This window comes from Streptacidiphilus sp. PAMC 29251 (assembly GCF_054208735.2).
This window is the reverse complement of the sequence record NZ_CM135725.2, coordinates 3560484-3586365: the sequence shown is the minus strand read 5'-3', so window position 1 is coordinate 3586365 and position 25882 is coordinate 3560484. Positions and strand designations below refer to the sequence as shown.

Annotated in this window: 19 protein-coding genes; 3 read left to right on the top strand and 16 right to left on the bottom strand. The window is 72.9% G+C overall.

Going from position 1 to position 25882, the window contains the following annotated elements; translation table 11 throughout:
- Positions 1–2: 2 nt before the first annotated feature.
- The 7 genes from ACXKR8_RS16780 to ACXKR8_RS16750 all read right to left on the bottom strand — a co-directional run bounded on the left by ACXKR8_RS16780 (position 3) and on the right by ACXKR8_RS16750 (position 9171).
- Positions 3–1229 carry a PP2C family protein-serine/threonine phosphatase gene (locus ACXKR8_RS16780; RefSeq protein WP_458273717.1) on the bottom strand — a complete coding sequence of 409 codons (1227 nt, stop codon included), beginning with the start codon at positions 1227–1229 and terminating at the stop codon, positions 3–5.
- A gap of 84 nt (positions 1230–1313) precedes the next feature.
- Positions 1314–4031, bottom strand: a complete 2718-nt coding sequence (locus ACXKR8_RS16775; protein WP_458273716.1) for a serine/threonine-protein kinase — start codon at positions 4029–4031, stop codon at positions 1314–1316.
- 40 nt (positions 4032–4071) lie between these two features.
- Complete coding sequence (locus ACXKR8_RS16770) at positions 4072–5370, bottom strand: hypothetical protein (RefSeq protein ID WP_458273715.1); 1299 nt, start codon at positions 5368–5370, stop codon at positions 4072–4074.
- A gap of 72 nt (positions 5371–5442) precedes the next feature.
- Positions 5443–6396, bottom strand: a complete 954-nt coding sequence (locus ACXKR8_RS16765) for a glutamate ABC transporter substrate-binding protein (RefSeq protein ID WP_458273714.1) — start codon at positions 6394–6396, stop codon at positions 5443–5445.
- Between the two features lie 23 nt (positions 6397–6419).
- Positions 6420–7787 carry a hypothetical protein gene (locus tag ACXKR8_RS16760; protein ID WP_462100545.1) on the bottom strand — a complete coding sequence of 456 codons (1368 nt, stop codon included), beginning with the start codon at positions 7785–7787 and terminating at the stop codon, positions 6420–6422.
- 117 nt (positions 7788–7904) lie between these two features.
- Positions 7905–8621: a hypothetical protein gene (locus ACXKR8_RS16755; protein WP_458273712.1), complete on the bottom strand. Its 717-nt coding sequence runs from the start codon at positions 8619–8621 to the stop codon at positions 7905–7907.
- A 100-nt stretch (positions 8622–8721) separates the two neighbouring features.
- On the bottom strand, positions 8722–9171 hold the full coding sequence (locus tag ACXKR8_RS16750) for a MarR family winged helix-turn-helix transcriptional regulator (protein WP_458273711.1): 450 nt from the start codon (positions 9169–9171) through the stop codon (positions 8722–8724).
- 110 nt (positions 9172–9281) lie between these two features.
- On the opposite strand from ACXKR8_RS16750, the gene ACXKR8_RS16745 reads away from it, so the two are divergent.
- Positions 9282–9656 carry a cupin domain-containing protein gene (locus ACXKR8_RS16745; protein ID WP_458273710.1) on the top strand — a complete coding sequence of 125 codons (375 nt, stop codon included), beginning with the start codon at positions 9282–9284 and terminating at the stop codon, positions 9654–9656.
- 91 nt (positions 9657–9747) lie between these two features.
- On the opposite strand, the gene ACXKR8_RS16740 is transcribed toward ACXKR8_RS16745, so the two are convergent.
- The 7 genes from ACXKR8_RS16740 to ACXKR8_RS16710 form a co-directional block, all read right to left on the bottom strand.
- Positions 9748–10806, bottom strand: a complete 1059-nt coding sequence (locus ACXKR8_RS16740; RefSeq protein WP_458275001.1) for an N-acetylglucosamine kinase — start codon at positions 10804–10806, stop codon at positions 9748–9750.
- Positions 10807–10922: 116 nt separating this feature from the next.
- Positions 10923–12242 carry a 6-phospho-beta-glucosidase gene (locus ACXKR8_RS16735; protein WP_458273709.1) on the bottom strand — a complete coding sequence of 440 codons (1320 nt, stop codon included), beginning with the start codon at positions 12240–12242 and terminating at the stop codon, positions 10923–10925.
- Positions 12242–13174, bottom strand: coding sequence for a carbohydrate ABC transporter permease (locus ACXKR8_RS16730; protein WP_458273708.1), 933 nt, complete (start codon positions 13172–13174; stop codon positions 12242–12244). The genes ACXKR8_RS16735 and ACXKR8_RS16730 overlap by 1 nt, the downstream gene beginning before the upstream one ends.
- 35 nt (positions 13175–13209) lie before the next feature.
- The gene (locus ACXKR8_RS16725) at positions 13210–14178 is read right to left on the bottom strand and encodes a carbohydrate ABC transporter permease (protein ID WP_458273707.1); all 969 of its coding nucleotides are present in this window, start codon (positions 14176–14178) and stop codon (positions 13210–13212) included.
- A gap of 94 nt (positions 14179–14272) precedes the next feature.
- Positions 14273–15652 carry an ABC transporter substrate-binding protein gene (locus ACXKR8_RS16720; RefSeq protein WP_458273706.1) on the bottom strand — a complete coding sequence of 460 codons (1380 nt, stop codon included), beginning with the start codon at positions 15650–15652 and terminating at the stop codon, positions 14273–14275.
- 167 nt (positions 15653–15819) lie between these two features.
- The gene (locus tag ACXKR8_RS16715) at positions 15820–17016 is read right to left on the bottom strand and encodes an ROK family transcriptional regulator (RefSeq protein ID WP_458273705.1); all 1197 of its coding nucleotides are present in this window, start codon (positions 17014–17016) and stop codon (positions 15820–15822) included.
- A 186-nt stretch (positions 17017–17202) separates the two neighbouring features.
- The gene (locus ACXKR8_RS16710) at positions 17203–18285 is read right to left on the bottom strand and encodes a mechanosensitive ion channel family protein (RefSeq protein ID WP_458273704.1); all 1083 of its coding nucleotides are present in this window, start codon (positions 18283–18285) and stop codon (positions 17203–17205) included.
- A gap of 247 nt (positions 18286–18532) precedes the next feature.
- On the opposite strand from ACXKR8_RS16710, the gene ACXKR8_RS16705 reads away from it, so the two are divergent.
- Positions 18533–19102 carry an HNH endonuclease gene (locus tag ACXKR8_RS16705; RefSeq protein ID WP_458273703.1) on the top strand — a complete coding sequence of 190 codons (570 nt, stop codon included), beginning with the start codon at positions 18533–18535 and terminating at the stop codon, positions 19100–19102.
- A 57-nt stretch (positions 19103–19159) separates the two neighbouring features.
- Here ACXKR8_RS16705 and ACXKR8_RS16700 read toward each other — a convergent pair whose 3' ends face one another.
- Entirely contained in the window at positions 19160–19528 is a 369-nt protein-coding gene (locus ACXKR8_RS16700; protein WP_458273702.1) for a YrdB family protein, read from the bottom strand.
- On the bottom strand, positions 19525–23442 hold the full coding sequence (locus tag ACXKR8_RS16695) for a beta-N-acetylglucosaminidase domain-containing protein (RefSeq protein ID WP_458273701.1): 3918 nt from the start codon (positions 23440–23442) through the stop codon (positions 19525–19527). The genes ACXKR8_RS16700 and ACXKR8_RS16695 overlap by 4 nt, the downstream gene beginning before the upstream one ends.
- A 158-nt stretch (positions 23443–23600) precedes the next feature.
- Here ACXKR8_RS16695 and malQ point away from each other — a divergent pair, with 158 nt between their 5' ends.
- A complete protein-coding gene (malQ, locus tag ACXKR8_RS16690; RefSeq protein ID WP_458273700.1) occupies positions 23601–25844 on the top strand; it encodes a 4-alpha-glucanotransferase in 2244 nt (747 codons plus the stop codon).
- The last annotated feature ends 38 nt before the right edge of the window (positions 25845–25882 follow it).

The following is a 25882-nucleotide window of genomic DNA, read 5'->3' as shown; positions in this document are numbered from 1 at the left end:
GGTCAGTTCTCCCGCTTCTCTCCCGCGCCCAGGACGGGCAGCGAGAGCTCGGTCGGTGTGTAGGACGATGCGGCGGGCGGGCGGTTCGTCGATACCGGTACGGGCAGGCAGGGCAGCACGGCCACGGTGATGTTGTCGTGCCCGCCGCGCTCGCAGGCCAACCTGACCAGTTCCCTGGCCGCCTCCAGCGGCCGGGTCCTGGCGTCCGCGGGGACGACCGCGGCCAGGTCCCCGGCGGCCTCCCAGTAGTTCCACAGGCCGTCGGTGCAGATCAGCACCACCCCGGCGGCGGGGGGCGTGAAGACCAGGGTGTGCGGCTCGACCTCGATCGCGTCCGCCCCCAGCCAGCCGGTGATGGCGTGCGCCCGCGGGTCCGCGTACGCCTCGGACTCGCCCATCAGGCCGGCCTCGACCATCCGGGCGGCCCAGGAGTCGTCCAGGGTCAGCCGTTCGGAGCCGGCCCGCTCGTCCGGGAACCAGTAGCCCCGGCTGTCGCCCACCCAGCCGATGGTCACCTCGGGGCCGACCGCGACGGCGCTGACGATGGTGCAGGCGGGGGAGTTGCGGCTGGGCTCCTGCGGGCCCTCGGAGGCCAGCGCCTCCACCCGCTGGGCCGCCGCCATGATCGCGGCGTGCATCGCCGACTTGGGGTCGGCGCCGGACTCCAGCGACTCCAGCAGGTACTCGCTGGCGGTGTCGGCGGCGGCCTGTGACGCCTCGTCAGGACGGGTGGCCGAGGACACGCCGTCGCACACCACCGCGACCACGGCCGGGATCCCGCCGGGGCGGGAGGTGGCGGCGACGGTGAAGGCGTCCTCGTTGCGGTGGTGCCGGTGGCCCCGGTCGCTGACGCCGGTGACGCCGGCCAGGGCGCGCTCCTGATGGTCCCTCGGCCGGGGCTGGGCCCGGCCGCAGGCCTCGCAGTAGCCGTCCGCGTCGATCCGCTGGGCGCCGCAGCCGACGCAGACCGGGCCGGTGGCCTGCGGCGCCTGGACGATCGGGTTGGGCTCGGTCGGGGCGTGGTCCTCTTCGAGGTCGTCGTCCTGGTCGGTCTCGCTGACCAGCAGCCGGGAAGGGGCCGCCAGCACGAAGTCCCCGGTGGTGCCGGGCGGCGTCGGCGCGGAGGTCGGCGTCGCCGCGGGCACGGGCCGTCCGCCGCGCGGGTCCGCCGCTCCCGGCGGGGGACCGGCCGGCAGGGGCGGTATCCCCGCGGTGGACCGGAGGTCCATGCCGCAGCCCTCGCAGAAGCGGTCGGACTCACCGACCGGCTGTGCGCAGTTCGGACAGGAAAGGGTCAACTGGTCCATCTCCGCTTACACCCACGTCCTGGGCCGGGTGCGGTTGGCCCGCTCCACCCACTCGATCCGCTTCTCGGGCTGTTCCGCGAGACGCGCCAGTACCCGGTACGACTGTTCCAGTGCGAACCGTAGTTCCCGTTCCTCCGCCGGATGTCCCAGCAGCATGATCGGCCCGGCCCCGGCCGGCCCGTCCGGGCGTCCGGCCAGCACCCAGCCGAGGGCCTTGCCGAGCACCTCGACCGACAGCTCCTCGCGCCGCCGGGCGTCCAGGCCGAGCCCGCCGAGCTGGGCCGAGCAGGCGTCCAGGTCGCCCCGGAGCGCCTCGGCCGGGGACCGGTCCCGCAGCCGGGCCCGGACCGCGGCGACCCGTGCGGCCACATAGTGGTTGGAGGTCTCCGGCACGGACTCCAGCGCGTGCACCGCGCCGGCCCGGTAGCCGGAGGCGAGCCGGACCCGGGCCAGCCCGAACGCCGCGCTGACGTAGGCGCGGTCGGTGGTCCACACCAGCCGGTAGAACTCCGCCGCGTCCTCGCGCTCGCCCAGCGCCTCGGCGCAGAGGCCCAGCGCCAGCTTGGGCGCGGCCTCGCCCGGGAACGCGTCGTAGACGGCGTCGAAGGAGTCGGCGGCGAGCCGGGCCAGCGCCTCGGCGTTGCCGCCGCCCGCGCCGGAGGCGACCAGGGACGCCAGGCCGCGGTACCAGACCACCCGCCAGTCGTCCGGGTGGTCGGCGAAGAGGCTGCCCAGGGCGGCGTCGACGGCGGCCAGGTCGCCCAGCTCGACCAGGGCGCGCAGCTCGCGCAGCCGCAGCTCGACCGAGTTGACCGGGGCCGAGCGCAGCGCCGCGATGACATCGGCCGGACCGGTGGCCATCAGCGCCGCCAGGAAGCCCGCGTTGGGGTCGGCGGCGTCGATCCGGGGCACCGGCAGCGCCAGCGCGGCCTGCCGCGCGTCCAGCGGCAGCACCTGCGGCGCGGCCTGGGCGAAGCCGACCGGCGCGGCTCCGGCCGGGCCCAGCGCGGGGACGCCGACCAGGGTGGCCGGATGGACCGGGGCGCCGGTGGCGGGCGCGGGGGCGGCCCCGGCGGGGGTGGCGCCGAGCGGGATCGGGGCGGTCGGCGGGGCGGCCTTCCGGCCGTTGCTGCCCTTCCGGCCGTTGCGGCCCGGGGTCGCCCGGCCCGGTGCGTCGAAGCTGGACGGGCCCACCAACTCGGTGTCGACCACCCGCAGTTCGGGCCCGAACAGGGTGGACAGCGCGGGCCGGGGCCGCTCGTCCTGGAGCGCCAGGATCTCCCGCAGCACCCCGGTGAGCTGCTCCGCCATCTCCTGCGCGGAGGAGAAGCGCTTGTCCGGGTCGGGGTCGGTGGCCCGCACCAGCAGCCGGTAGAAGGACTCGTACTGGGCGAAGACCTCGACGTCCTCGGGCCCGGGCAGGGTGTCCCGGTAGACCGTGGCGAAGCCCTGGAAGTCGAAGGTCAGCACGGCCAGCGAACGGGCCACGGTGTAGAGGTCGGAGGACGGGGAGACGCCGTCGGTGGCGATCTCCGGGGCCTGGTAGCCGATGGTGCCGTAGATCGAGCCGTCGTCGTCCTGGCGGCGGACCGCCCCCATGTCGATGATCTTCAGCTGGTCCTCGGACTGGATCACGTTGTCCAGCTTGAAGTCGCAGTAGATCAGCCCCCGGCTGTGCAGGTAGCCCATGGCCGGCAGCGCCTCGAGCGCGTAGGCGATGGCCTGCTCCACCGCCAGCGGGATCCGCCGCCCGTCCGGGCCGCGCCGCTCGTCGGCGATGTCCTTGAGCGACTTGCCGTCGACGTACTCCATCACGATGTAGCCGTCGGTGCTGCCGGTCCTGAGGTCCGGGTGCTCGACGAAGTTGATGATGCGGACGATGTTGGGGTGGTCCACCTCGGCCAGGTAGCGGCGCTCGGCGATGGCGACCGCGAGGGCCTCCTCGTCGCCGGTGTCCAGCAGGCCCTTGAGGACCACCCACTTGTCGTTGACCCGGCGGTCGATGCCGAGGTAGATCCAGCCCAGGCCGCCGTGCGCCAGGCAGCCGACCACCTCGTACTGGCCGCCGACCAGGTCCCCGGCGAAGAGCTTGGGGGTGAACGAGTACTCGGTGCCGCACTTGGTGCAGAAGCCCTCCGGGCGGCCCTGGTTGCCGTTGCGGGAACGGCCCACCGGAGCCTCGCACTTGCTGCAGTAGCGCTTGCGCTCGGGCACCTCGGGGTTCGCCTGCACCATGCTGCGCGGGTCGGAGCGAGGGATCGGCGGCACCGTCACCAGGCCGGCCCCGAGCGCCCCCCGGCTGGACTGCGAGGTGCTGCCGCGGGTGCTGCGCACCGAGACCGAGGAGCGGGACGAGCCGGTCCTGGCCGAGCGGGAGCGCCCGGACAGCGAGCGGGAGGAGCCCCGCGAGGTGCTGGACGAGCGGCTGGACGCCTGCGCCGGGACGCTGCCCCTGGCCGGCGCCGACACCGGCGCCGGCGCGAGTCCGCATTCGGTGCAGTAGCCGTCGGGGTCGATCACTCCGTCGCCGGTGCAGTCCGGGCGGGTGCAGGGCGAACCCGGGCCTGCGGCCTGCGCCGGTGCCTGGGCCTGCACGGATGCCGCTGCCCGGGCCGGCACCGCGGCGGGGGCGAGCCCGCACTCGCTGCAGTAGCCGTCCTCGTCGATCACTCCGCTGCCGGTGCAGTCGGGCCGTGTGCACGGTGTGCCCGTCGTCGCCGTCATCCCTGCCGTCCCCCTGTCGGTGCTGCTTCGGTGGTCATGCTCAGTTCCTGCCCGGCCCGGCCGCGGGCCGCAGCGCCTGCTGATAGCGCGTCACCGCGTACTCCGCCGCCCGGAGGTCGCAGGGCGCGCTCCAGAGCATCCGTCGGGCCTGGTCGTAGCGCTCGATCAGTTCCGGGTCCTCGGAGACCCCGAGCCGCGCCGCCATCGCCTTGTAGGCGTCGAGCCGGCCGCGCAGCTCGGCCCGTATCGCCAGCGGCGCGGTGACCGAGGTCAGCGATTCGCGGGCGCGCTGCAGCTCGCGCTGCGCCGCGCCCTCCAGGGTGTCCAGCAGCGGACCGAGCCGGTGCCACTGCCCGTGCCGACGCAGCTGGTCCGCCTGGGCCAGCCGTTCCCGCATCGCGCTGGCCGGTCCCGGCACGGCGGGCACCTCGGTCGCCGCTATCTTCGCCAGCACCTCGCCGCGGGCCCGCCTGGACTCGGCCAGGGTGGCGTCCGCGCGGGCCAGCGTCTCGCCGATGCCCTCAAGGCGTTCGTCGGCGTCGTCGCGCAGCCGCAGCAGGTCCTCCAGCTCGACCCGGAGGCCGTCCACGGTCCTGGCGGAGCGGTCGTAGCGGCTGGTGTCGACCGTTCCAGGGGCGGATCCCGGCGTGTGGGTGCTCGGCGCGCCCGGACGCGGCGTCCAGAAGGCCAGCGGGTCGGCGACGACCTCGCCGCGGAGCGCGGCCAGCTCCTTGGCCATCTCCTCCAGCGCGTCCCCGGCCGGGTGCTCGCCCGGGTGCACCCCGACCGAGCGGGCCAGCGCCCTGACCCGGCCCAGCTCCGCCGACAGCAGGTCGATCCGGGCCGGCAGCGCGGTCCAGACCGCGTCGGCGGCGGAGGCCACCTCGATGATCCGGCCGTACCAGGTGTTCATCCGCTCGACCAGTTCGGTCAGGCTGACCTGCTCGCTCATTCTGGTGCTGCCGGTGATGTGGCCGCCGCCCTGCGGCAGCTGCCCGGCCGAGACGGTGACGCCGCGTCCGCGCAGCAGCTCGGTCATCTCGTACAGCTCGGACTGCCCGGGGCGGGCCCGGCGGGAGCGGACGGCGCGGGCGGCGGCCAGCGCCTCGGAGTAGGTGTCGAACATGGTCCAGAGCAGCCCGAGCCCCGGTTCGGCCTGCGACCAGCGCTCATGGGTGCGTCCGGACAGTTCGGCGCCCTCCAGCAGCCGGCGGCCCGGGTGGTCCTGCAATGCCAGCAGTGAGGCCTCGACCGCGTCCCGCTCGGCGCCGAGGCGCGTCAGGGTACGGTCCACCTCCTCCCGGGTCATCACCGGACCGTTGGGTCCTGTCAGCGCCATCCGCCCGCCATTCGTCTCGCTGTGATGCTTCGGTCGTCAGATTGTCAGATCGGCGTCCGTTCGGGTAATGAATCAGTTGGCGAAGTGCGGCACCGGGGCCGGCGGGGGAGTGCTGCCGAGCGGGGTCAGCCAGTGCTTGTACTCGGCGGTCCACTGGCTGGTGAAGAAGTCCCGCAGGACGTAGTTGACCCGGCGCACCAGGTCGTCCGAGCCCAGCTTCATGGCCACCCCGTACACCTCGTTGTCCAGCGGGCCGCCGACCAGGTGGATCGTCGGGTCCTGGGCCACCTGGCCGGCGCCGAGGGCGTTGTCGGTGATGGTGGCGTCCACGTTGCCGAGCTGCATCTGCACCAGGCAGTCCAGCTGGTTCGCCACCGGGAACACGGTCGCCCCGTGGTCCTTGGCCGGGTCCTTCAGCATGTCGGCGGCGGTGGAGCCGGTCGCCGCGCAGACCTTCTTGCCCTTGAGGGTGTCGTTGAAGCCGGTGACCGGGGAGGACTTGGGTACCACGACCTCCTGTCCGGCGTTGAAGTAGGGCACCGAGAAGGACACCTGCGCCAGTCGGTCGCAGGTGATCGTCATGGTCCGCACCACCACGTCGACCTGGCCCTTCTGCAGCGCCGAGACCCGGTTGGCGGTCGGCACGGCCAGGAACTCCACCGCGTTGGCGTTGCCGAGGATCGACTTGGCCAGCGCGTGCACCAGGTCGATGTCGAAGCCCTGCAGGCTGCCGTCGGAGGGATTGCGGAAGCCCCAGAGGTAGCTGTTGGTGTCGATGCCCGCGATCAGCTTGCCGCGCTTGACGATCCGCTGGATGTCGGTGCCCGCGTCGGAGGCGCTCGGGGTCAGGCTGGTGTTCAGGGTGGCCGGGGTGCAGGCCGCCGCCTGCGGCGCGAGCCCGATCCGGACCGGTCCCGACGCCGGGAGGCCCTGCAGCGACTCGGCCGAGGAGCTTCCGGGCAGTGCCACCGCACCGAGCAGCAGCGCGGAGGCCGCCAGTACGGCCGCCCTGGTTCCGCGTCCCATCCGTGTCCCCCTCGTTGTTCCGGTCATCGGTATTCCGCCGCTCGACGGTTGATCCCCAGCAGGGCGCCGGCCGCCGCGATCAGCGCCAGCACCCCCGTGCCCTCGGCCAGCAGGGCGGTGTCATTGCGGCCGTTGCCTGCCAGCGAGTGGAAGTTCGCCCGCTCGCGGCCGATCGCGCTGTTGAGATTGGCGTCCAGCTGGCTGAACGCCGCGCTGGTGGTGGCGTTCGAGCCGATCGTGGTGTCCACGGCCGTGGCGTAGTCGCCGCTGTCGTTGGCGGTCTTCGCGGTGTCGTGCCGCTGCTGCCAGGTGGTGAACGCGGCCGCCGCCGCCCTGATGGTCTGCTGCGCGGCCGGGTCGGCCCCGGTCATCGCGGTCGCCTGGACCAGGAAGCCGTCCTTGCCAGCGAGTTGGGCGCTGTCCTTGCTCCAGGCGGTCTCATAGGCGTCGGTCGAGCCGCGCGCCACCCAGGTTGAGGTTCTCCGCCCCCGGCACTGCAGCGCCTTGATCCTGGCCTCGTTCAGCACCTGCAGCGGCGCCGCGCCCCTGGTGTTGCTGGCCCTGAGGTCGGAGGCCGACAGGCTCTGCGCGGTCACCAGCCACAGCAGCGCCAGCGCGGTCGCCCCGGTCGCCGCCACCAGCCCGATGTTGAGCACCCGGTTGGTCTGCCGGAACAGCCGTATCTGGGACCAGACCAGGGCGCCCAGGGTCACCAGGCCGAGCCCGATCGCGGCCCACGGCAGCGCCTGCGCGTCGCTGTAGTCCTGGTGCAGCCGCGCGGTCTCGGCGGTGTAGAGGGACTGCGCCTCGACCAGCATGGTGTCCTGCAACTGCCCCGACGCGTACCGCAGGTACGCCCCGCCGAGCGGCAGGCCCTGCCGGTCGTCCGCCCGTGCCGTCTCCACCAGCCCTGTGTAGACCGGGAGTTGCGCGTTCAGCAGCTGGATCTGCTTCTGCCCCGGGTCCGACGGGGAGGTGCTCGCCGCGGCCTGCGCCAGCAGGGTGGAGGCGGTGCTGATGTCGCTGTCGTACTGCTTCTGCATGGCCGCGGTCTCGTTGCCCGCCTGCAGGAAGCCGGTCGCCGCGGTGGTGTCCGCGTCCGCGAGGGAGTGGAAGATCTGGGCCGCGTCGTCGCTCAGCGGCTGACTGTGGTTCACCACGCTGGAGGCCGCGTCGGAGCTCTGCACGACCTGGACCACCGTCAGCGCGCCGAACAGCACCGCGAGCAGGGCCAGCAGCGAACCCATGGTCCACAGCCGCCGGGGCGGGGTGCTTTGCGGACCCCGCCCCGCGCGCTGCTGCTGCCCGCCGGCTCTGTCGCGTGCGGGCAGCACGGCCGTGCCCCCGCCCTGCTCCCACTCCGGACGGTTGGCCTGTCCCGGCGTCGCCATCAGTCGCGCCCCCTTCCCCTGCTGCGGCCTTTGGGAGCAGTATGGCCAACCCCTGTGACATCCACACCGGACTTGCGTCGATCTTGAGGTTTCGTCTCCCAGCTGTGACGAGATTGGTCAGCTGGTACTGCCCGCCGTGCAGTCCGAGATTCGGCAGAGGTTCGCGTAGACCTGCGCGGCGACCGCCTTCGCCGTTGCCTGGTCCACTGTGCCGGGGGCCTTGACCTCGACGTGCAGCAGCGTGTTCCCGGCCAGCACCAGCAGGTCGCTCTCGGTGTTCCCGGCCTGGTCCAGGGTCGGGTCGCCGATCCCGTAGCTGTCGGCGGCGCCGGGGAGGGTGAAGTCGGTGTCCCCGGCGTCGCCCAGCTCCAACTCGTACTCGATCTGGAGGTAGGACGCCTTCGCCCCGGCCCGGTCCCGGTAGTCGCCCACCACCGCGAGCACCAGCGTCCCGTTCGGCTGCCGCCAGGACCGCTGCGCGCCCGAGGTCAGCCCGGCCTGCTGCTCCCCCGGCAGCAGCTTCGCTGCACTGGCCGCTCCGAACTCCACCGTGAGGTACTGCCGTTGGGACAGTGCCCCGCTGGGCCCGCCCCTTCCGGCCCAGCCCTTGGCCCCGGCCGGCCGGGGCGGCAGCGCGGCCACCAGCTGGGTTGCGGTCACCGGCCCGCTCGGCTGGGGCGCGGCGGCGGCCGTGGTGGCCGCCGGGGTCCGGACCGGCGTCGGGGTCGCGCTGGACGGCACCGGGGCCCGGCCGCTGCCCTGGCAGCCTGAAGCCAGGGCCACGGCGGCGATCAGCGCGGACCCGGCAGCGAGAGCATGGACAGAGCGGTGCATAACGGCGGTTTATCCCCTGGCGTTCATCCGACAATGAGCAAGAATGCCTGATCATCGCGCCTCCGGCCGCATCCGGCAACGGGCTTTGGGGTTGGCCCGGTCACCAGCCCGGACGGATCGGGCCGATGGGGTCCAGTCGGGTCAGGTCGCCGACCAGGGAGTGGAAGCGTTCGGGGCCGAGGACGTAGATCCAGGGGCGGACGGTGTCGTCGGCCGCCTCCTCGGCGGCGCGGGTGCAGGCGTGGCCGCGTTCGGTGAGGACGATCAGGCGGGCCCGGGCGTCGCGGGGATGCGGGTGGCGTTCGACGTAGCCCTTGCCGATCAGTTCCTCGACCAGCTGGCTGGCGGCCTGCTTGGTGACGCCGAGGTGCTCGGCGAGGGCACCGACGGTGGCGCCGTTCTGACCGATCCGGGCGAAAGCGTATCCGTGCACGGGGCGGAGGTCGTCGAAGCCGCGGGCCACGACGCCGGCCTGGATTCCGGCGACGAGCTCGCCGTTGAGGGCGAGCAGCAGATAGGGGAGGGCCTGGATGTCGGCGCTGGTGTCCATGGGCCCAGTATTTCATGAATGGACAAGCCGCTTGACTATAGATAGACAAGCGGCTTGACTACTTCTAGAGAAACGGCAAGCAGCTTGACCATTTTCGAAGGAGCACCCCTATGCCCTACGTTCGCGGCCCCGAGGCCGTCGTCCATGAGATCCACGGCGTCCGCTTCACCGCCCATGCCAATCCCGGCACCGGCAGCAAGGAGCTGGCGGCCTGGCTCGGCGAGGTTCCGGCCGGGACGGTCGGGGTCCCGCACACCATCAGCCGGGAGGAGGTGCTGCACCTCCTCTCCGGCGCGCTCCGCTTCAGCGTCGACGGGGAGGTCGCCGACCTGGTCGCCGGGGACACCGTGATCGCCCCGGCCGGGGCCCTGCTCGGGCTGGACAACCGTTCCACCGAGCCCGCCACCCTGTGGGTCGCCACCGGCGTCGGCCTGACCGCCACCCTCGCCGACGGCAGCACCCTCACCCCGCCCTGGGCCAACTGAAGAACAACGGAAGAACAGCTACCCGGGAAACAGAGAGACCCGGCGGGAGTGCACCCCGCCGGGCCCCTTCTCGATGGCTCGCGCCGCCCCCTCAGACAGCGCGTGCCGCACGCCGCAGCGCGTAGGAGGCGCGCAGGCGCTCCTGCGCTCCGGGCGTGCTGCCCAGGCCCGCCGCGGCGAGGTGGTCGAGGCCCAGCAGGGCCGCACCCACCACCGGCGGGGTCGTCACAATCCGCGGTACGGCGTACGGGGCGTCCGCCGCCAGCCGCGCGTTCACGCCGTCCAGCAGCAGCGGCTGCCGGGAGGCGAGCACCCCGCCGCCGAGCACCACGTCGGCCGGCGAGTCCAGCAGGTCGAGCCGGCCCAGGGCGACCACCGCGAGCCGGACGATCTCGTCCGCCTGGCGGTCGATCAGCGCCAGCGCGGTCGGGTCGCCGGCCTCGGCCACCGCGAACAGCACCGGGACCAGCTCGTGCAGCCGGGCGTCGGCGATCGTGCCCAGGTGCACCGCCTCCGCCACCGCGCTCGCGCTCGGCAGGCCGAAGTGCGCCGCCGCGGCCGCGGCCAGCGCGGTCTGCGGGCCGCGCCCGTCCTCGGCTCGGGAGGACGCCCACATCACCTCGTTGGCGAGTCCGCCGCCGCCGCCCCAGTCGCCGGTGATCATGCCCAGCGCCGGGAACCGCGCGGTGCGGCCGTCCGGCAGCAGGCCCACGCAGTTGATGCCGGCGCCGCAGACCACGGCCACCCCGCGCGGGGCGTCGGTGCCGGAGCGCAGCAGCGCGAAGGTGTCATTGGCGACGACGGTGGTCTTCGACCAGCCGTAGCCCGCGATCAGCTCCTGCAGCAGCTGCTCCTCGACCGGGAGGTCGGCGTTCGCCAGGCAGGCCGACACATGCGTGGCGAGCGGGCCCTGACCGGCCGTGAGGTCGAACCCGGCCTCCGCCGCCGCGGCGGTCACCAGCGGGGCGAGCGCGGCCACGGCCGCGTCGGCGCCGATCTGGTGCGGGACGAAGCCGCCGCCCCTGGCGGTGCCGAGCACCTGGCCCTCGGCGGTGACCAGGGCCACGTCGGTCTTGCTGTTCCCGGCGTCGATGGCCAGGACCCCGGTCACCAGCTCACGCCCGACGGCGCCGGTGCTGCCGGCCCCGATCGGGTTCCCGACCGAGTCCGGGCCACCCTGAATGTGCGTCAACGCATTGTCGCTTTCTGTCCCCGTTGCTCGATTCCCCGCTGCTCGATTCCCCGTGGCCTGCTCGCCAGTTGCCGTCACGCCCATGCCAGATGCTCGTGGTTGTGGGCGATCAGACGGTCCGTCAGCTGGTTGGCCTGATCGATCTGGCCGATCAGCGGGTGCGCCAGCAGGGCCTGGAAGACCCGGTCCCGGCCGCCGAGCAGGGCGGCGTCCAGGGCCAGCTGCTCGTACGCGGTGACATGGGCGATCAGCCCGGCGTAGAGCGGCTCCACCGTCGGCACGGCCAGCGGCACGGCGCCGTCCCGGCCCACCGTCGCCGGGACCTCGATCACCGCGTCGTCGGCGAGGAACGGCAGGGTGCCGTCGTTGCGGACGTTGACCACCTGGATCGCGCCCGCCGGGGAGCCGGTGCCGAGCAGCGAGGCGACCAGGTTGACCGCCGCCTCGGAGTAGAACGCGCCGCCGCGCTTGGCCAGCAGCGCGGGCTTCTCGTCCAGGGCCGGGTCGCCGTACATCTCCAGCAGCTGCTTCTCGATCGCGGCGACCTCGGACGCGCGCGAGCCCTTGACCTTCAGCTCGGCGACCACGTTGTCGTGCTCGTAGAAGTAGCGCAGGTAGTACGAGGGGACGGTGCCCAGCTGGCGCACCAGCGACAGCGGCAGCTCCAGGTCCTCGGCGATGGCCGGGCCGAAGTTCTCCAGCAGCTCCGGCAGCACGTCCCGCCCGGTCGCGCCGCCGGGCTCGTCCAGCAGGTGGACGCCGCGCTCCCAGGTGAGGTGGTTGAGCCCGACGTGGTCAAGACGGATCCGCTCCGGGACGACCCCGAGCAGCCCGGCGAACTTCCGCTGGAAGCCGATGGCGACGTTGCACAGGCCGACGGCCTTGTGGCCGGCCGTCTGCAGGGCCCGGGTGACGATGCCGACCGGGTTGGTGAAGTCCACGATCCAGGCGTCCGGGTTGGCCCGGCGCACCCGCTCGGCGATGTCCAGCACCACCGGGACCGTGCGCAGCGCCTTGGCCAGGCCGCCGGCGCCGGTGGTCTCCTGGCCGACGCAGCCGCACTCCAGCGGCCAGGTCTCGTCCTGGCCGCGGGCGGCCTGGCCGCCGACCCGGAGCTGCAGCAGCACCGCGTCGGCGCCCTGCACCGAGGCGTCCAGGTCGGAGGAGGTGGTGATCAGGCCGGGGTGGCCCTGCTTGGCGAAGATCCGGCGGGCCAGCCCGCCGACCAGTTCGAGCCGGTCGGCGGCCGGGTCGACCAGGACCAGTTCGCCGATCGGCAGCGAGTCCCGCAGCCGGGCGAAGCCGTCGATCAGCTCCGGTGTGTAGGTGGACCCGCCGCCGACGACGACGAGCTTGAGCGGGCCGGAGCCTGAAGGTGCGGTGGTGCGGCTCATCAGCCCTTGACCCCTGTCAGTGTCACGCCTTCGATGAAGGCTTTCTGTGCGAAGAAGAAGACGATGATGACCGGTGCCATGACCAGCAGGGTGGCGGCCATCGTCATGTTCCAGTTGGTCTGATGCGCCCCGTGGAAGGACTGGAGCCCGTAGGACAGGGTCCAGGCCGCGGGGTTGTCGGACGCGTAGATCTGCGGTCCGAAGTAGTCGTTCCAGCAGTTGAAGAACTGGAACAGGGCGACCGCGGAGATGGCCGGCTTGGCCATCGGCAGCACGACCTTGATCAGCGTCCGCACCTCGCCGCAGCCGTCGACCCGGGCCGCGTCCAGGTACTCCTTGGGGATGGTCAGCAGGAACTGGCGCAGCAGGAAGATGGAGTACGCGTCACCGAAGGCCATCGGGATGATCAGCGGCCAGAGCGTGCCGTCCAGGTGCATCTGCTTGGCCCAGAACAGGTACATCGGGATGATGATGACCTGCGGCGGCAGCATCATCATCGAGATGACCAGCAGCATCGCCAGCCGGCGGCCGGGGAAGCGGAACTTGGCGAGCGCGTAGGCGACCGGCACCGAGGAGACCACGGTGAGCACGGTGCCCAGCACGGCGTACTCGAGGGTGTTCTTCCACCAGGTGCCGAAGCCGGGGACGTTGAAGACGGTCCGGTAGTTGCTCCAGACCCAGTGGTGCGGCCAGAAGTCCGTGGTCAGCGCCTGGTCGTCGGTCATCACCGAGGTCAGGAACAGGAAGACGAACGGCAGGATGAAGATCAGGGCCACGGTGATCGCGACCGAGTGCACCGCGATCCACTCCAGCCGGCGCTGCCGCTTGGCCCGGCGCCAGGCCGCGTCCGAGCTGGACCCCACGCCGCTGCGGGACTTCACGGTGACCGGCGCGTCGTCGGGGGCGGGGGACTGGACTGCTGTGTCGCTCATGGTGGGGACACCTTTCCTTTCGATGGACACAGCGCTCAGTCCTCGCCCATGAGGCCGGAACGGCGGCGCATCAGCAGGGTGGTGAAGGCCATCGCGACCACGAACAGAATGATCGAGATGACGCAGGCCGAGCCGTAGTCGAAGTTCTGGAAGCCGACGTTGTAGACCAGCTGCGGCAGGGTCCAGGTGGAGCCGCTGGGGTAGCCGGGCTGGAACGGCTGTCCCGAGTTGCCGACCACACCGGAGGCGACCTGCCCCGCGACGATGGCCTGGGTGTAGAACTGCATGGTCTGGATCACCCCGGTGACCACCGCGAACATGATGATCGGGGTGATGTTGGGGAAGGTGACGTAGCGCCAGCGCTGGAAGGCGGACGCGCCGTCGAGCGAGGCCGCCTCGTACTGCTCCAGCGGCACGTCCAGCAGCGAGGCCATGAAGATGACCATCAGGTCGCCGATGCCCCACAGGGTGAGCAGCACCAGCGAGGGCTTGGACCAGTTCGGGTCGGTGAACCAGCCCGGCTGCGGCAGCCCGGCCTCGCCGAGGAAGTGGTTGACCGGTCCGGTGCCCGGGTTGAACAGGAAGGCGAAGCCGATCGTCGCCGCCACCGGCGGGGCCAGGTAGGGCAGGTAGAACGCGGTGCGGAAGAAGCCCGCGCCGCTCTTCACCTTGATGATCAGCTGGCCGATGCCGAGCCCGAAGACCGTGCGCAGCGTCACCATCACCACGACCAGCCAGGCCGTGTTGCGGGCGGCCTGCCAGAAGTCCGCGTTCTTGGTCAGGACGTAGGTGTAGTTCTGGAAGCCCACCCAGGTCGGCGCGTCGAAACCGGTGTAGTGGGTGAACGAGAAGTACACCGTGGCGATCAGCGGGTACGCGAAGAAGACCGCGAAGCCGATCAGCCAGGGGGAGAGGAAGCCGACCGCGGTCGACAGCTCCTTGCGGCGCTTGCGACGCAGCGCCGGCGGAACCGGCAGCTTCACAGCGCTCTGTGGGGTTGCCATCTGAGTGTCACCACCAGGTCAGGACGAGCAGGGAGAGGGGCGGGGGAGGGGGCCGGTGCCCTCGCGGACACCGGCCCTGACTGCTCCGGACGGACTACTGGCCGGCCTGGGCCAGGTCGTTGTTGATGGTGCTGGCGAGGCCGGTCAGACCGGTCTGCAGGTTCTTCACCTTGCCGGACTCGAAGTCGTACTCGAAGTTCTGGATGGAGGTCAGGTACTTGCCGCCGTTGACGGTGGCCGGGGTGGTGTTGGTGTTGGGGTTGTTGGCGATGTCCAGGAAGGTCTGGAACTGCGGCGAGTGGTCCAGGGCCGGGTCCTTGAGCGAGTCGAAGGTGCTCGGCACGTTGGAGATCGCGTTGGCGAACTGGACCAGCATCGGGGTGTCGGTGGTCATGAACTTCAGGAACTTCCAGGCAGCGGCCTGCTTGGTGCTCTTGGCGTTCATGCCGATGATGGTGCCGGTCTGGTAGCCGCGGCCGTAGGTGCTGGCCAGCGCGTCCGGGACCGGGAACGGCGCCGTGGCGTAGTGCAGGTCGGGGGCGTCGCCCTTGATCATGGAGACCCGCCACTCACCGTCCATCGCCATCGCGACCTTGCCGGTCTCGAACGGGTTCTTGGCGCTGAACTCGTCGCCGAAGGTGTTGCGGTACTTCTCCAGCTTGGTGAAGCCGCCGAGCTGCTTCACCAAGCCCTGCTGCCAGTTGAGCATCTGCGTGAAGGCCGGGTCGGTGGCGACGTTGGACTTGCCGTCCGCGGTGAAGTAGGTCGGGCCCCACTGGCCGAGCAGGTGCTCGGACTGGGTCTCGTAGCCGTGGAAGTTCGGCATGAAGCCGAGCTGGCTGTACGAGCCGCCGCTGACCTTGGTCAGCTTGACCGCGTCCGCGTTGAACTCGCTCAGGGTCTTCGGCGGGGAGGCGATGCCGGCGGCCTTGAACATGTCGGTGTTGTAGTACAGGCCGAAGGCGTCGCCCAGCTGGGGCAGCGCGCACTGGTCGCCCTTGTAGTTGGTGTAGTCCAGCATCGACTTCGGGAAGGTCTTGGTCGGGTCGAGCCCGTCCGCCTTCATGAACGGGGTCAGGTCCGCGAACGCGTGGCTGCTGCAGTACTGGCCCACGTTGTTGGTGGAGAAGGTGGAGACGACGTCCGGGGCGTTGGCGCCGCCGGCCCGCAGGGCCTGGTTGACCTTGTCGTCGGTGTCGTTGCCGACGGCCTTGACCTTGATGTTCGGGTTGGCCTTCTCGAACGCGGCGATGCTGGTGTTGATCGCCTTCAGCTCGTTGGGGGCGCTCCAGCCGTGCCAGAAGGTGATCGTCACCGGGGCGGCGGAGCTGCCGACGTCGCCCTTGCTGCCGGTGCTGTTGCTGCTGCCGGTACAGGCCGCCGCGGTGAGGCTGAGCGCGGCGGCGCAGGCCAGTACCGCGGTGGCGCGGCCGAAGCGCACATTGCGGAATCTCTCGGAGGGAGAGGTCGTCACGGGTTTCCTCCAGTGGGATGGCGGGCGGCTGTGCCCGGCCGAGGGGGGAGTTCGTTTCTGGAATGCGGGCGGTGCGAGGGTGTGCTGATCCACGGCTCGGCGCGGGCGCCGGTCCGGGACGTTCTGGTGGGGGTGGAAGTGGGAGGGAAAGTGGGAGGGAAAGGGGTCTAGTGGGTGGTGAAGACGCGCTCCCTGGCGGTGCTGAGCGCCGACTGCAGCGCTCCGACGACCACCGGTGAGCCCTGGACGGTACTGATGAGCAGCCGGGGCCGGGGTACGGCCAGTCCGGTCAGCTCCTCCTGGACCAGCGCCCGCAGCCGCTCGCCGCCGGCCTGCGGGATGTCCCCGCTGAGCAGCACCAGCTCCGGGTCGACCACTGCGACGATCGCGGCCAGGCCGGTCGCCAGCCGGTGCGCCAGGACGGCCAGGACGCTGTCGTCGCCCTGCTCGGCCGCCTCCGCGGCGCGGGACACGGCTTCCGCCGCGGTCCGCGCGGTGATGCCGCGCTCCCGGGCGAGTGCCAGCACGGCGGGGGCGCCGGCCAGCTGCTGGAACCCGCCGGCGTTCTCCCGGCGGACGTTCTTGACGACCGGGGCGCCGGGCAGCGGCATGTAGCCGACCTCGCCAGCGCCGCCGGTGTGGCCCCGGTGCAGCTTGCCGCCGAGCACGATGGCCGCGCCGACCCCGTCCTCGACCCAGAGCAGGACGAAGTCGGCGACGCCGACCGCCTGGCCGACCCGCTGCTCGGCGACCGCCGCCAGGTTCACGTCGTTCTCCAGGGCGACCGGGACGCCGAGGCCCTCGGTCAGCTCCTCCAGCAGCCGGGACGAATGCCATCCCGGCAGGTGGGGGGCGTAGCGCAGCTTGCCGGTGGTGCCGTCCAGGGCGCCCGGGGTGCCGATCACGATCTGCCGCAGCGCCTGCCGCTGCAGCCCGGCGAGGGCCGCCGCGGCGTCCACCGCCTCGCGGACCCGCTCGACCGTGCCGCTGGCCTGCCGGCCCGGGGTGGGCTGCCGGTGCTCGGCGACGACCTGGCCGGTGATGTCCGCGATGGCGACCCGGATCCGGGCCGGGTTGACGTCGAGGCCGGCCACGAACGCGGCTTCCGGGTTGATCTCGTACAGTTGTGCGCCGGGGCCAGGTCGACCGGCCGTGGTGCCGACCGGGACGACCAGCCCGGCGCTCTCCAGCCGCGCGAGCAGCTGTGAGGCGGTCGGCTTGGACAGCCCGGTGAGGCCGCCGAGCTGGCTCCGCGACAGCGGTCCCTGCTCCAGCAGCAGTTCCAGCGCCGCCCGGTCGTTGATGGCGCGCAGGAGGCTGGGGGTGCCTGGCTGCCCGGAGTTGCCGTTGCCTGCGGCGGTCATCTGCCCCGACACTCCTTACGCGTAGCTGAACTAATAGGAAAGTTTCCTAACGGTGTGGAGGAACGTAAGGCCGACGCCAAGATGCTGTCAATGGCCTGATCCCGTTCCCGCCGCTCGGAAACCGAAGCGTTACGTTGCCGCACGCAAAAGCGCCCCGCCGAGGCGGGGCGCTGCACTGTGCGGACGCTATTTGTCCTGTTCGTGTCCCGGCTGCCGCGAGGCGGGCTCGGGCGCGGGCGGCGTCGGCTGAACGATCTCGGTGGCCGCCCGGGACTGCGCCGAGGTCGGGTCTCCGAGCACCGACGGAGCGGCGATCTCCCCGGTGGAGGAGGAGTCGCTGCGCGCGGCCGGCAGCGCGGCGACCTTGCCGATCTGGACGCCGGCGCCGTCCAGCGCGGCCTTGATCCGCTGCCGCAGCTCCCGGGCCACCGGCAGCGCCTTGCCCGGCATGGTCTTCCCGGCGACCTGCACCACCACCGTCTCCGGGCCCAGCGTGTCCACGCCGAGCACCTTCACCGGCTCCCAGAGCTGCTCGCTCCAGGGCTCGTCCTTGGCCATGTCCTCGGCCGCCCGCAGGATCAGCTCCTGCACCCTGGCCAGGTCCTCGTGATAGCCGATCGGCACCTCGACGCTGGCCGTGGACCAGCCCTGGCTCATATTGGCGATCCGCTTCACCTCGCCGTTGCGGATGTACCAGATCTCGCCGCCGGCGCCGCGCAGCTTGGTCACCCGCAGCCCGACCTCCATCACCTTTCCCGAGGCCACCCCGGTGTCGATCTCGTCGCCGACCCCGTACTGGTCCTCCAGGATCATGAACACCCCGGACAGGAAGTCGGTGACCAGGTTGCGCGCGCCGAAGCCGATCGCGACCCCGGCCACCCCGGCGCTGGCCAGCAGCGGCGCCAGATTGATGCCGAGCACGGACAGCGCGGTCAGCGCGGCGGTGCCCAGCACCATGAACGAGGCGACGCTGCGCAGCACCGACCCCATCGCCTGGGAGCGCTGCTTGCGCCGTTCGGCGTTCTCGATCAGTCCGGATATCAGGGCGGGCTGGTTGTGCTGGCTGCCCTGGGCCATCCGGGCCACCATTTTGCTGATCATGGTGCGGATCAGCGCGCGGACCACCATGGCGATCACCAGGATGAAGAGGATCTTCACCGTTCCGGTGACCCATGATTCCCAGTGGCTGCCGAGATAGCCGGCTGCCTGACCTGCGCTCTTGGTCGCGTCGCCGAGCGACGGGGCGGGGGAGGGGGTCGTGGTAGGCATCCAGTCACCCTAGCGGGGCCGGAAGGGTGTCCAAGAACGGGAAGTGCAACAGGCCAAGATCGTGGGCATGAACTGTGTGGCAGGACACACGGGTCCTGTTCTCCGGGATTGGTGGCGCTGCGGGGAGGCATACGGCGACACTGGGGGAGATCGCAAGCGATTCATGTGTGACCGGCACGGAGTCCACCCCGGACTGCGTGCCCGTCCCGGCGCGAGCCACGCGCCGTCGGCGTAAAGGGAGGCCTTCGTGCCCTATGTCCTGGTCCTCAACGCGTCGTACGAGCCACTCGGCGTCGTATCGATGCGCCGCGCCCTCGTTCTGGTCCTCGACAAGAAGGCTGTCAGCCTTGAGGACTCCGGGGTCTATATGCACAGCGCCACCAGCGCCCTCGCGGCGCCGTCCGTCGTCCGTCTGACCCGCTTCGTGCGGGTTCCTTTTCGTGGTCCCGTTCCGCTGACCCGCCGTGCCCTCTTCGCTCGCGACGGGGGACGGTGCGTGTACTGCGGTGGCGTCGCAACCAGCGTCGACCACGTGGTGCCGCGCAGCCGCGGCGGCCAGCACCGCTGGGACAACGTGGTGGCGGCCTGCCGCCGCTGCAACCACGTCAAGGCCGACCGCCATCTCGCCGACCTCGGCTGGCGTATGAAGCGACCACCGGCCCCGCCCAGCGGCCTCGCCTGGCGGATCATCGGCACCGGCCACCGGGACCCCCGCTGGCGTCCCTACCTGGAGCCGTACGGCTCCCGTGAGGAGGTCTCCCACGTCGCCCCCGACGTCCCTCCATGGGAGGCCACGGCCGAACCCCTCTCCGCGTGACCCGCTGGTCCCAACACCCTCCGACCTGCCCCAGCAGGAACCGGAGGGTGCTGTACGTCAGGCGCGCCGCTCATGCATCAAGGCGTCCCGGTCGGCGGTGGCCAGCGCCGTGTTGGCCAGGGCGACCAGCGCGAACGCCACAGCCAGTACGTGGTGCCCCAGTGCGTAGAGGCACAGCGCCGCGCCGCCGAAGACCGCCGCCTTGAGCAGCAGCACCCCCGGCAGCGGCACCTTCCACCGCGCCTTCGGGGCCGCGATCAGCCCCCACAGCACGATCGCCACGGCCGGTGCGCCCAGCCCCAGCAGCAGCTGGAGCAGCAGGTTTCCGCCGGTGCCGAAGCCCCACCAGGCCATCGCGGCAAATGCGGCGAGCTCCAGCAGAAAGGCCAGCCCCTCGTTCACCGCGTGCAGCGGTCTGGGTATCACCCTGGTTCTCCCGGGTCGGCGGGTGCGGTCGGGTCGGCCGGCGGGGTCGGGGTCGGCACCCCGCTGGGCACCCCGCTGGGCGCGTTCACCGGAGGTGTGGGCGGCGTCGCCGGCGCGCTCGGCGGGGTGACGCTGACCGGGGTCCCGACCGAGCTGCTGCCGGCCACGGCGTAGAGCTCGATGCCGAACAGCGAGTAGCCGAAGCGGGTCGCCCGCTGCACCCCCTGCATCCGGACGTAGCGCACGTCCGGCGCGTCGAAGTGCACCGTCTCGTCCCCGCCGGCGCCGTTCAGCACGGTCGCGGCGGTGCTCCAGTGCACCCCGTCGGCCGAGGTCTCGATCCGGTACTGCGCGGCGTAGGCGTCCTGCCAGTGCAGCACCGCCTCGCCGACCGTGGTCGGCTGCGCCAGCTCCAGCTGCACCCAGGCGTCGTCCTTGGCCGGGGAGGACCAGCGGGTGGTGGCGGAGCCATCGCTGACCCCGGCGGCCGGGAAGTCGGGGGTCTCGTCGCCGGAGGAGCTCGCGGTGGCGCTCAGCGCCAGGTCGGGGCCATCCGTGCGCGGGTACACATGCACCTGCACCGACTGGGTCACCGTGTGCCCGGCGGCGCTGAAGACCACCGGCACGGTGTACGTGCCCGGCGTGGTGCCCGCCGCCGCCCGGAACACCAGCGGCAGGTTCAGCCGCCCGCCCCGGGGCAGCGCCACCGCGCCGGGCGCGCTGACGGTCAGCCCCTTCAGGCCCTTGGGCAGCACCGCGGCCAGCGTCCCGGTCGCACCGCCCGCCCCCAGCGCCTGCAGCCCGCCGGTCAGCGTGGTCGGCGCGCCGCCGATCTCCAGGTCCAGATCCTGCTCCGGCAGTTGCAGCGCGGCGGTCGGGGCGTCCGCGTACCAGGGCACGATCTGCTGCACCACCGGCGCCGGGCCGCCGCCGGCCCAGGCCAGCCGGATCTGGTCGACCGGGACCGCCGGGCTCACCGGGAGGTCGGTGTAACCCGCCGTCAGCGCGCCCAGCCGGACCCACCCCTTGCCTGCCTGGTGCACCTCGACCCAGCCCGCTGACGCCACCTCAGGATCGGTGAGCACCACCACCTGGTTCATCGGCCGCGCCGCGCCCAGGGTCATCGTCAGCGCGTCGCCCGCCTGCGGCGGGGCCACCGCCCGGTAGGCGGTGTCGAGGTCGCCGTCGGCCACATTGGACGCCGGGTAGCCGGGCTGCCCGGCCGGTCCGCCGCTGACCGTCGCGGTGGTGCTGCTCGGCGCGGAGACCGAGAACTCGCTCACCGCGACCGCGCTGGTCTGGGTCGCGGTCGCCCGCAGCCGCAGATAGCGGGCGGTGGTGCCGGCCGGCAGGGTCGCGGTGATCACCTTCTGGTCCTGGTACGCCGCCACCCGGTGCCAGCCGCCGTCGCCGGAGGAGTACTCCAGTACGGCGTGGTGCAGGTAGTCGTCGGCGGCCACGCCGCCGTCCCCGGCGCCCATCCGCACGGTGACCGTGCCGACCGGCTGGGCGCTGCCGAGGTCGATCCCGACCGTGTCGCCGACCTGCGGCGGCGCGTCGCTCCAGTAGTAGCTGGTGCTGTCGCCGTCGACCATCTGCGCCGGGTCGTGGTCCTGCGCGGTGCCCATGCTGCTGCTCGGCACGGCCTGCGTCCCGCCGACCCCGGCCCAGCTGTCGGAGGCGGTCAGCGCCCGCTTGAGGAAGGGGTCGAGCACCCCGGCGCCGACGGTGACGTCCGACTGGCCCAGCTGCTGCACCAGCGCGCGCAGCGACACCTGGGCCGACCAGGCCTTGGCGCCCTGGCCCGTGTGCTGCGCGGTCAGCATGTCCACCGCCGCCTGCCCGGCCCGCCCGTAGGCCGCGAGCTGGGCCAGCCAGGGGCCGTCCTCGCCGCTCACCCCGGAGCTGTCGACGGCGAGCACCTGCGGCGCGGTGGCCATGGTGGTGAACGCGGCCCGCAGCGCGGCCGCCGCGGCCGGGGTGCCCTGGCCGAGCCGGAAGGCGGCGATCAGCGGACGCAGGTAAGCGGACTCCTGCTGGGCGCCGCCCGCTGCTGTGCTGTCCGGTGCGGGCGTGGCCGCGGGCGAGGCGCTGTTCCCGGCCAGCGCGGCCAGCGCCGCCGCCGCCTCGGGCCGGTCGGAGGCCAGCGCGCGGGTCGCCGCCTGCCAGGAGCTCGCGGCGTCGTACCCGGCCGGGTACCAGGCGTAGTCGGCGGCGGTGAACAGCGGGATCCGGGAGGCCACCGGCTGCTGCATGGCATTGACCACCAGCGCGGCCGAACCGGTGGCGACGCCGGGCTCCCGGCCCAGGTAGGCGCCGAGGTAGAGCCGGTCCGGGGCGGAGTCGTTGACCGCGTAGTTGTCCTGGGTCACCAGCGGATGCCCGAACGCCTGTCCGGCCGCGACGGTCTGCGCGGTGGTGATGGCGGCCGGCTGCACCCCGACCCCGGTCCAGGCCACCTGCACCGACGGGTCCAGCGCCTTGGCCAGCGCGGTCCGGTACGGGGTCGCGCCGTCCTGGTAGTACTCGGTGGGCAGCACCGACAGCGGGGCCGCGCCCGGGTGCTCGGCGGAGAACCGCCGCAGCACCAGCTGCACCAGGTCGCCCTGCGCCTTGGCCATCGCCGCCGGTCCCAGCCCGTACGTGGCGTGGTCGGCGTCGCAGTGCCAGTGGGTGAAGCTGCTGTCCTGGAACTGCAGCTGGAACGAGCGCACCCCCAGGCCCCAGAGCGAGTCCAGCTTGTCGAGCAGCGCCTGCTGGTCCTTGGCCGAGGTGAAGCAGACCGAGCCGCCGACGGCCAGGCCGTACCCGAGCACCACATGGTTCAGCGCCGCCCGGTCGGCCAGCGCGCGCAGCTGCGCCTGCTGGGCGGCCGGGTAGCTGTCGCGCCAGCGGCTGCTGCGGTAGGGGTCGTCGCCGGGGGCGTAGAGGAAGTAGTTCTGCTTGGTGCGGCCCAGGAAGTCGACCTCGTCCAGGGTCTGCGCGGCCGTCCACGGGGTGCCGTAGAAACCCTCCTCGGTGCCCCGGACCGGCGTGGTCGGCCAGTCCGAGATCCGCACCCCCGGCAGGGCCGAGCCGGTAGCGCCGCTGACGACCAGTTGGCGCAGCGACTGGGCGGCGTTGAAGGTCCCGGTGGCGTCCACCCCGGCCAGCACCAGCGCGCCGGCGCCATTGGCGTCGGTACGGCCCGCGGCCAGCACATAGCCGCCGGCCGGCAGCCCGATCGGGCTCAGCGGCGCCTCCAGGCCCCCGGCCGAGGCCAGGTCGCGCAGCGCGCGGTCGGTCCCGCCGCCGGCGCCCTCGGCCACCCCGCCGACATAGACGGTCAGACTGCCGGCGGCGGGCCGGCCGGTCGGGGCCGCGTCCGCCGAGGTCTCGTCGATCTGCCGGACCCCGGCGCCCGCCAGCACCTGGCGCACCGCCTCCAGCGCGCCGGGATCCGCCTTGGGCGCGGCGACCAGGGTCACCGTCGCCGGGACCTGGACGGCCTGCCCGTACCCGGTCTGCGACTGCGGCTGCGGAAACACCTGAGGAACCGTCACCGCGCCCGGCGCCGACGCCGATCCGACCCGGCCGGCCGGCGGGGCCGCCGCGAACGCGCCCTGGCCGCCGACCACCATGCCGCCCACCACCGCGGCCACCGTCAGCGCGGCGCTGGCTCGCAGCGCGGCGCTCTTCCGGCGTCCCCGCTCGGCTGCCGCGCCGACCCGGCCGAGCAGCGGCTCGGTGCCCTTGAGCTGCGAGATCAGCCGGTCCGCGGTCGCCGGCGCCAGTCTGCGCGCGGTCCTGGCGGCGGTCCGCCGGGCGCTCAGCGCGGGCCCGGAGAAGACCACCGACTGCAGCGCGGCGTGCTGCTCCAAGCGCCGGCGCAGACCGCTGCCGACGGTGGCGGGGAGGGAGGGCCGGTGCTCCACGCGGTCTCCTCGGGCAAGCGATCGGTGGATGATTTCGCTAAGACCATCAGAGAGTATGTGCACTGTCAACGAGCATCCCGACGGCCGGTGTCAAACTGCTTCGGATTCGGGTAGGAGGAACCCCGGCGTGGTCCGCGATCCGCCCGCCGCTTCGTCCTATGGTCCTCCCACCCGCTGTTCGTCCACCCTCGCGCCGAGGAGCCTCCGTGGCCACAACGTCCCAGCCGCCCGCCGACCCCGCGGTGGCCACCCCGTCGCAGGCCCTCACCGAACTGGCCCGCGCACACGGGGTGGACACCGTCCGCGACGGCCCCGAGGGGCGGGTGGCGATCGCCCCCGACACCCTGGTCGCCGTCCTCGCCGCCCTGGACGTGGACGCCTCCACCCCGGACGCCGCCGCGCACGCCCTGGAACGGCTGCACCAGCGTCGGGCCAACCGGCTGCTGCCGCGTCACATCACCACCCGCGCCGGACAAGCCCACGACCTCACCGTGCCCGGCGACACCGAGGTCTGGATCGAGTTCGAGGACGGCCGCCCGGCCCGCAGCCTGGACCGCCACCCCGCCACCGGACGCATCCCCGGCGACCTCCCGCCGGGACGGCACACCCTCTGCGCCCGCCGCTACGGCGGCGCCTCCGCCGCCCCGCTGCTGGTCGCCCCGGCCAGGCTGCCCGGGGTGCGGCAGCGCAGCTGGGGGCTGCTGGCCCAGCTCTACTCGGTGCTCTCGCAGCGCTCCTGGGGCATGGGCGACCTCGGCGACCTGGCCGACCTGGCGCAGTGGGCCGGGCTCACCCACGGCGCTGGCTTCGTCCAGGTCAACCCGCTGCACGCGGGCGTCCCGGCGACGCCGGGCCAGGCCAGCGACCCGTCCCCGTACCGCCCCTCCTCGCGCCGCTTCGCGGACCCGGTGCACCTGCGGATCGAGGCCGTCCCCGAGTACGCCTACCTGGCTCCGGCCGCCCGCGAGCAGCTGGCCGGACTGGCCCAGCGCGGGGCGGCGCTGCGGGACGCGGTGCTGCTCAGCGACGGGCTGATCGACCGGGACGCGACCTGGGCGCTGAAGCACCAGGCGCTGACCGTGCTGCACCAGGTGGTCCGCAGCCCGGGCCGGGAGGCCGCGTACCACGCCTTCCTGCGCCGCGAGGGCACTCCGCTGGACCGGTACGCCACCTGGTGCGCGCTGGCCGAGGTGCACGGCCCGGCCTGGCACTCCTGGCCCTCGGGACTGCGCGACCCCGGCTCCGCCGCGGTCCGCCGCGCCGCCGCCGAACTGGCCGACCGGGTCGAGTTCCACCGCTGGCTCAGCTGGCTGGTCGACGACCAGCTCGCCTCGGCCCAGTCGGCCGCCGTCGGCGCGGGCATGACGGTGGGTCTGATCCACGACCTGGCGGTCGGCTGCCACCCCGAGGGCGCCGACGCCTGGGCCCTGCAGGACTGCCTCGCCACCGGCATCTCGATCGGCGCGCCGCCGGACGCCTTCAACGCCCACGGCCAGGACTGGGGCCTGCCGCCGTGGCGTCCGGACACCCTCGCCGACGTCGGCTACGCCCCCTACGCGGGGATGCTGCGCGGCGTGGTCCGGCACGCGGGCGCGCTGCGGATCGACCATGTGATGGGCCTGTTCCGGCTCTGGTGGGTGCCCGAGGGCCGCCCGCCGACCGAGGGCACCTATGTCCGCTACGACCAGGAGGCGATGCTCGGCATCCTCGCCCTGGAGGCGGAGCGGGCGGGCGCGGTGGTGATCGGCGAGGACCTCGGCACGGTCGAACCGGGGGTCCGCGAGCAGCTGGCCGACCGCGGCATCCTGGGCACCTCCGTGCTCTGGTTCGAACGCGACTACGAGGCGGACGAGGGCGGCGCGCCGCTGCCGCCGGAGCGCTGGCGCGAGCAGTGCCTGGCCACCCTGACCACCCACGACCTGCCCAGCACCGCCGCCCGCCTCAGCGGCGAGCACGTCGAGCTGCGGCACCGGCTCGGCCTGCTCGCCCGCCCGCTCGCCGAGGAGCAGGCCGAGGCCGAGTCCGACGTCGAGGAGTGGCTCGGCGAACTGGCCCGGGAGGGCCTGCTCTCGGTTTCCCCGTACGGGGAAGGACCGGCCGCGGACGTGGCCGACCCGGTGGTCGGCGAGGTCCTGCCGGAGACCGTGGCGGCCCTGCACCGCTATCTGCTGCGCACCCCGGCCGAGCTGGTCGGGGTCTGGCTCCCGGACGCCCTCGGCGACCCGCGCCCGCAGAACCTCCCGGGCACCTCCTCGGAGTACCCCAACTGGCGGCTGCCGCTGGCCGACGCCACCGGCAGCCCCACCGACCTGGAGCACTTCACCGCCTCCCGCCGCACCGCGGCCCTGGCCGCCGTGATGAACGAGCCCCGAGACGGCTCGGCCCCGGACCCCGCCAAGTGAACTCGGCGGGGTCCGGGGCCGGTTCAGGCCGGTCGGCC

Excerpts from the sequence above, each read along its gene's own strand:
- ACXKR8_RS16760 (WP_462100545.1), bottom strand. The coding sequence starts at position 7,787 with ATGGCGACGCCGGGACAGGCCAACCGTCCGGAGTGGGAGCAGGGCGGG.
- ACXKR8_RS16780 (WP_458273717.1), bottom strand. The coding sequence starts at position 1,229 with ATGGACCTCCGGTCCACCGCGGGGATACCGCCCCTGCCGGCCGGTCCC.
- ACXKR8_RS16710 (WP_458273704.1), bottom strand. The coding sequence starts at position 18,285 with ATGCCTACCACGACCCCCTCCCCCGCCCCGTCGCTCGGCGACGCGACC.
- ACXKR8_RS16745 (WP_458273710.1), top strand. The coding sequence starts at position 9,282 with ATGCCCTACGTTCGCGGCCCCGAGGCCGTCGTCCATGAGATCCACGGC.
- ACXKR8_RS16715 (WP_458273705.1), bottom strand. The coding sequence starts at position 17,016 with ATGACCGCCGCAGGCAACGGCAACTCCGGGCAGCCAGGCACCCCCAGC.
- ACXKR8_RS16730 (WP_458273708.1), bottom strand. The coding sequence starts at position 13,174 with ATGAGCGACACAGCAGTCCAGTCCCCCGCCCCCGACGACGCGCCGGTC.
- malQ (WP_458273700.1), top strand. The coding sequence starts at position 23,601 with ATGGTCCTCCCACCCGCTGTTCGTCCACCCTCGCGCCGAGGAGCCTCC.
- ACXKR8_RS16725 (WP_458273707.1), bottom strand. The coding sequence starts at position 14,178 with ATGGCAACCCCACAGAGCGCTGTGAAGCTGCCGGTTCCGCCGGCGCTG.
- ACXKR8_RS16765 (WP_458273714.1), bottom strand. The coding sequence starts at position 6,396 with ATGGGACGCGGAACCAGGGCGGCCGTACTGGCGGCCTCCGCGCTGCTG.
- ACXKR8_RS16750 (WP_458273711.1), bottom strand. The coding sequence starts at position 9,171 with ATGGACACCAGCGCCGACATCCAGGCCCTCCCCTATCTGCTGCTCGCC.
- ACXKR8_RS16770 (WP_458273715.1), bottom strand. The coding sequence starts at position 5,370 with ATGGCGCTGACAGGACCCAACGGTCCGGTGATGACCCGGGAGGAGGTG.
- ACXKR8_RS16755 (WP_458273712.1), bottom strand. The coding sequence starts at position 8,621 with ATGCACCGCTCTGTCCATGCTCTCGCTGCCGGGTCCGCGCTGATCGCC.
- ACXKR8_RS16735 (WP_458273709.1), bottom strand. The coding sequence starts at position 12,242 with ATGAGCCGCACCACCGCACCTTCAGGCTCCGGCCCGCTCAAGCTCGTC.
- ACXKR8_RS16775 (WP_458273716.1), bottom strand. The coding sequence starts at position 4,031 with ATGACGGCGACGACGGGCACACCGTGCACACGGCCCGACTGCACCGGC.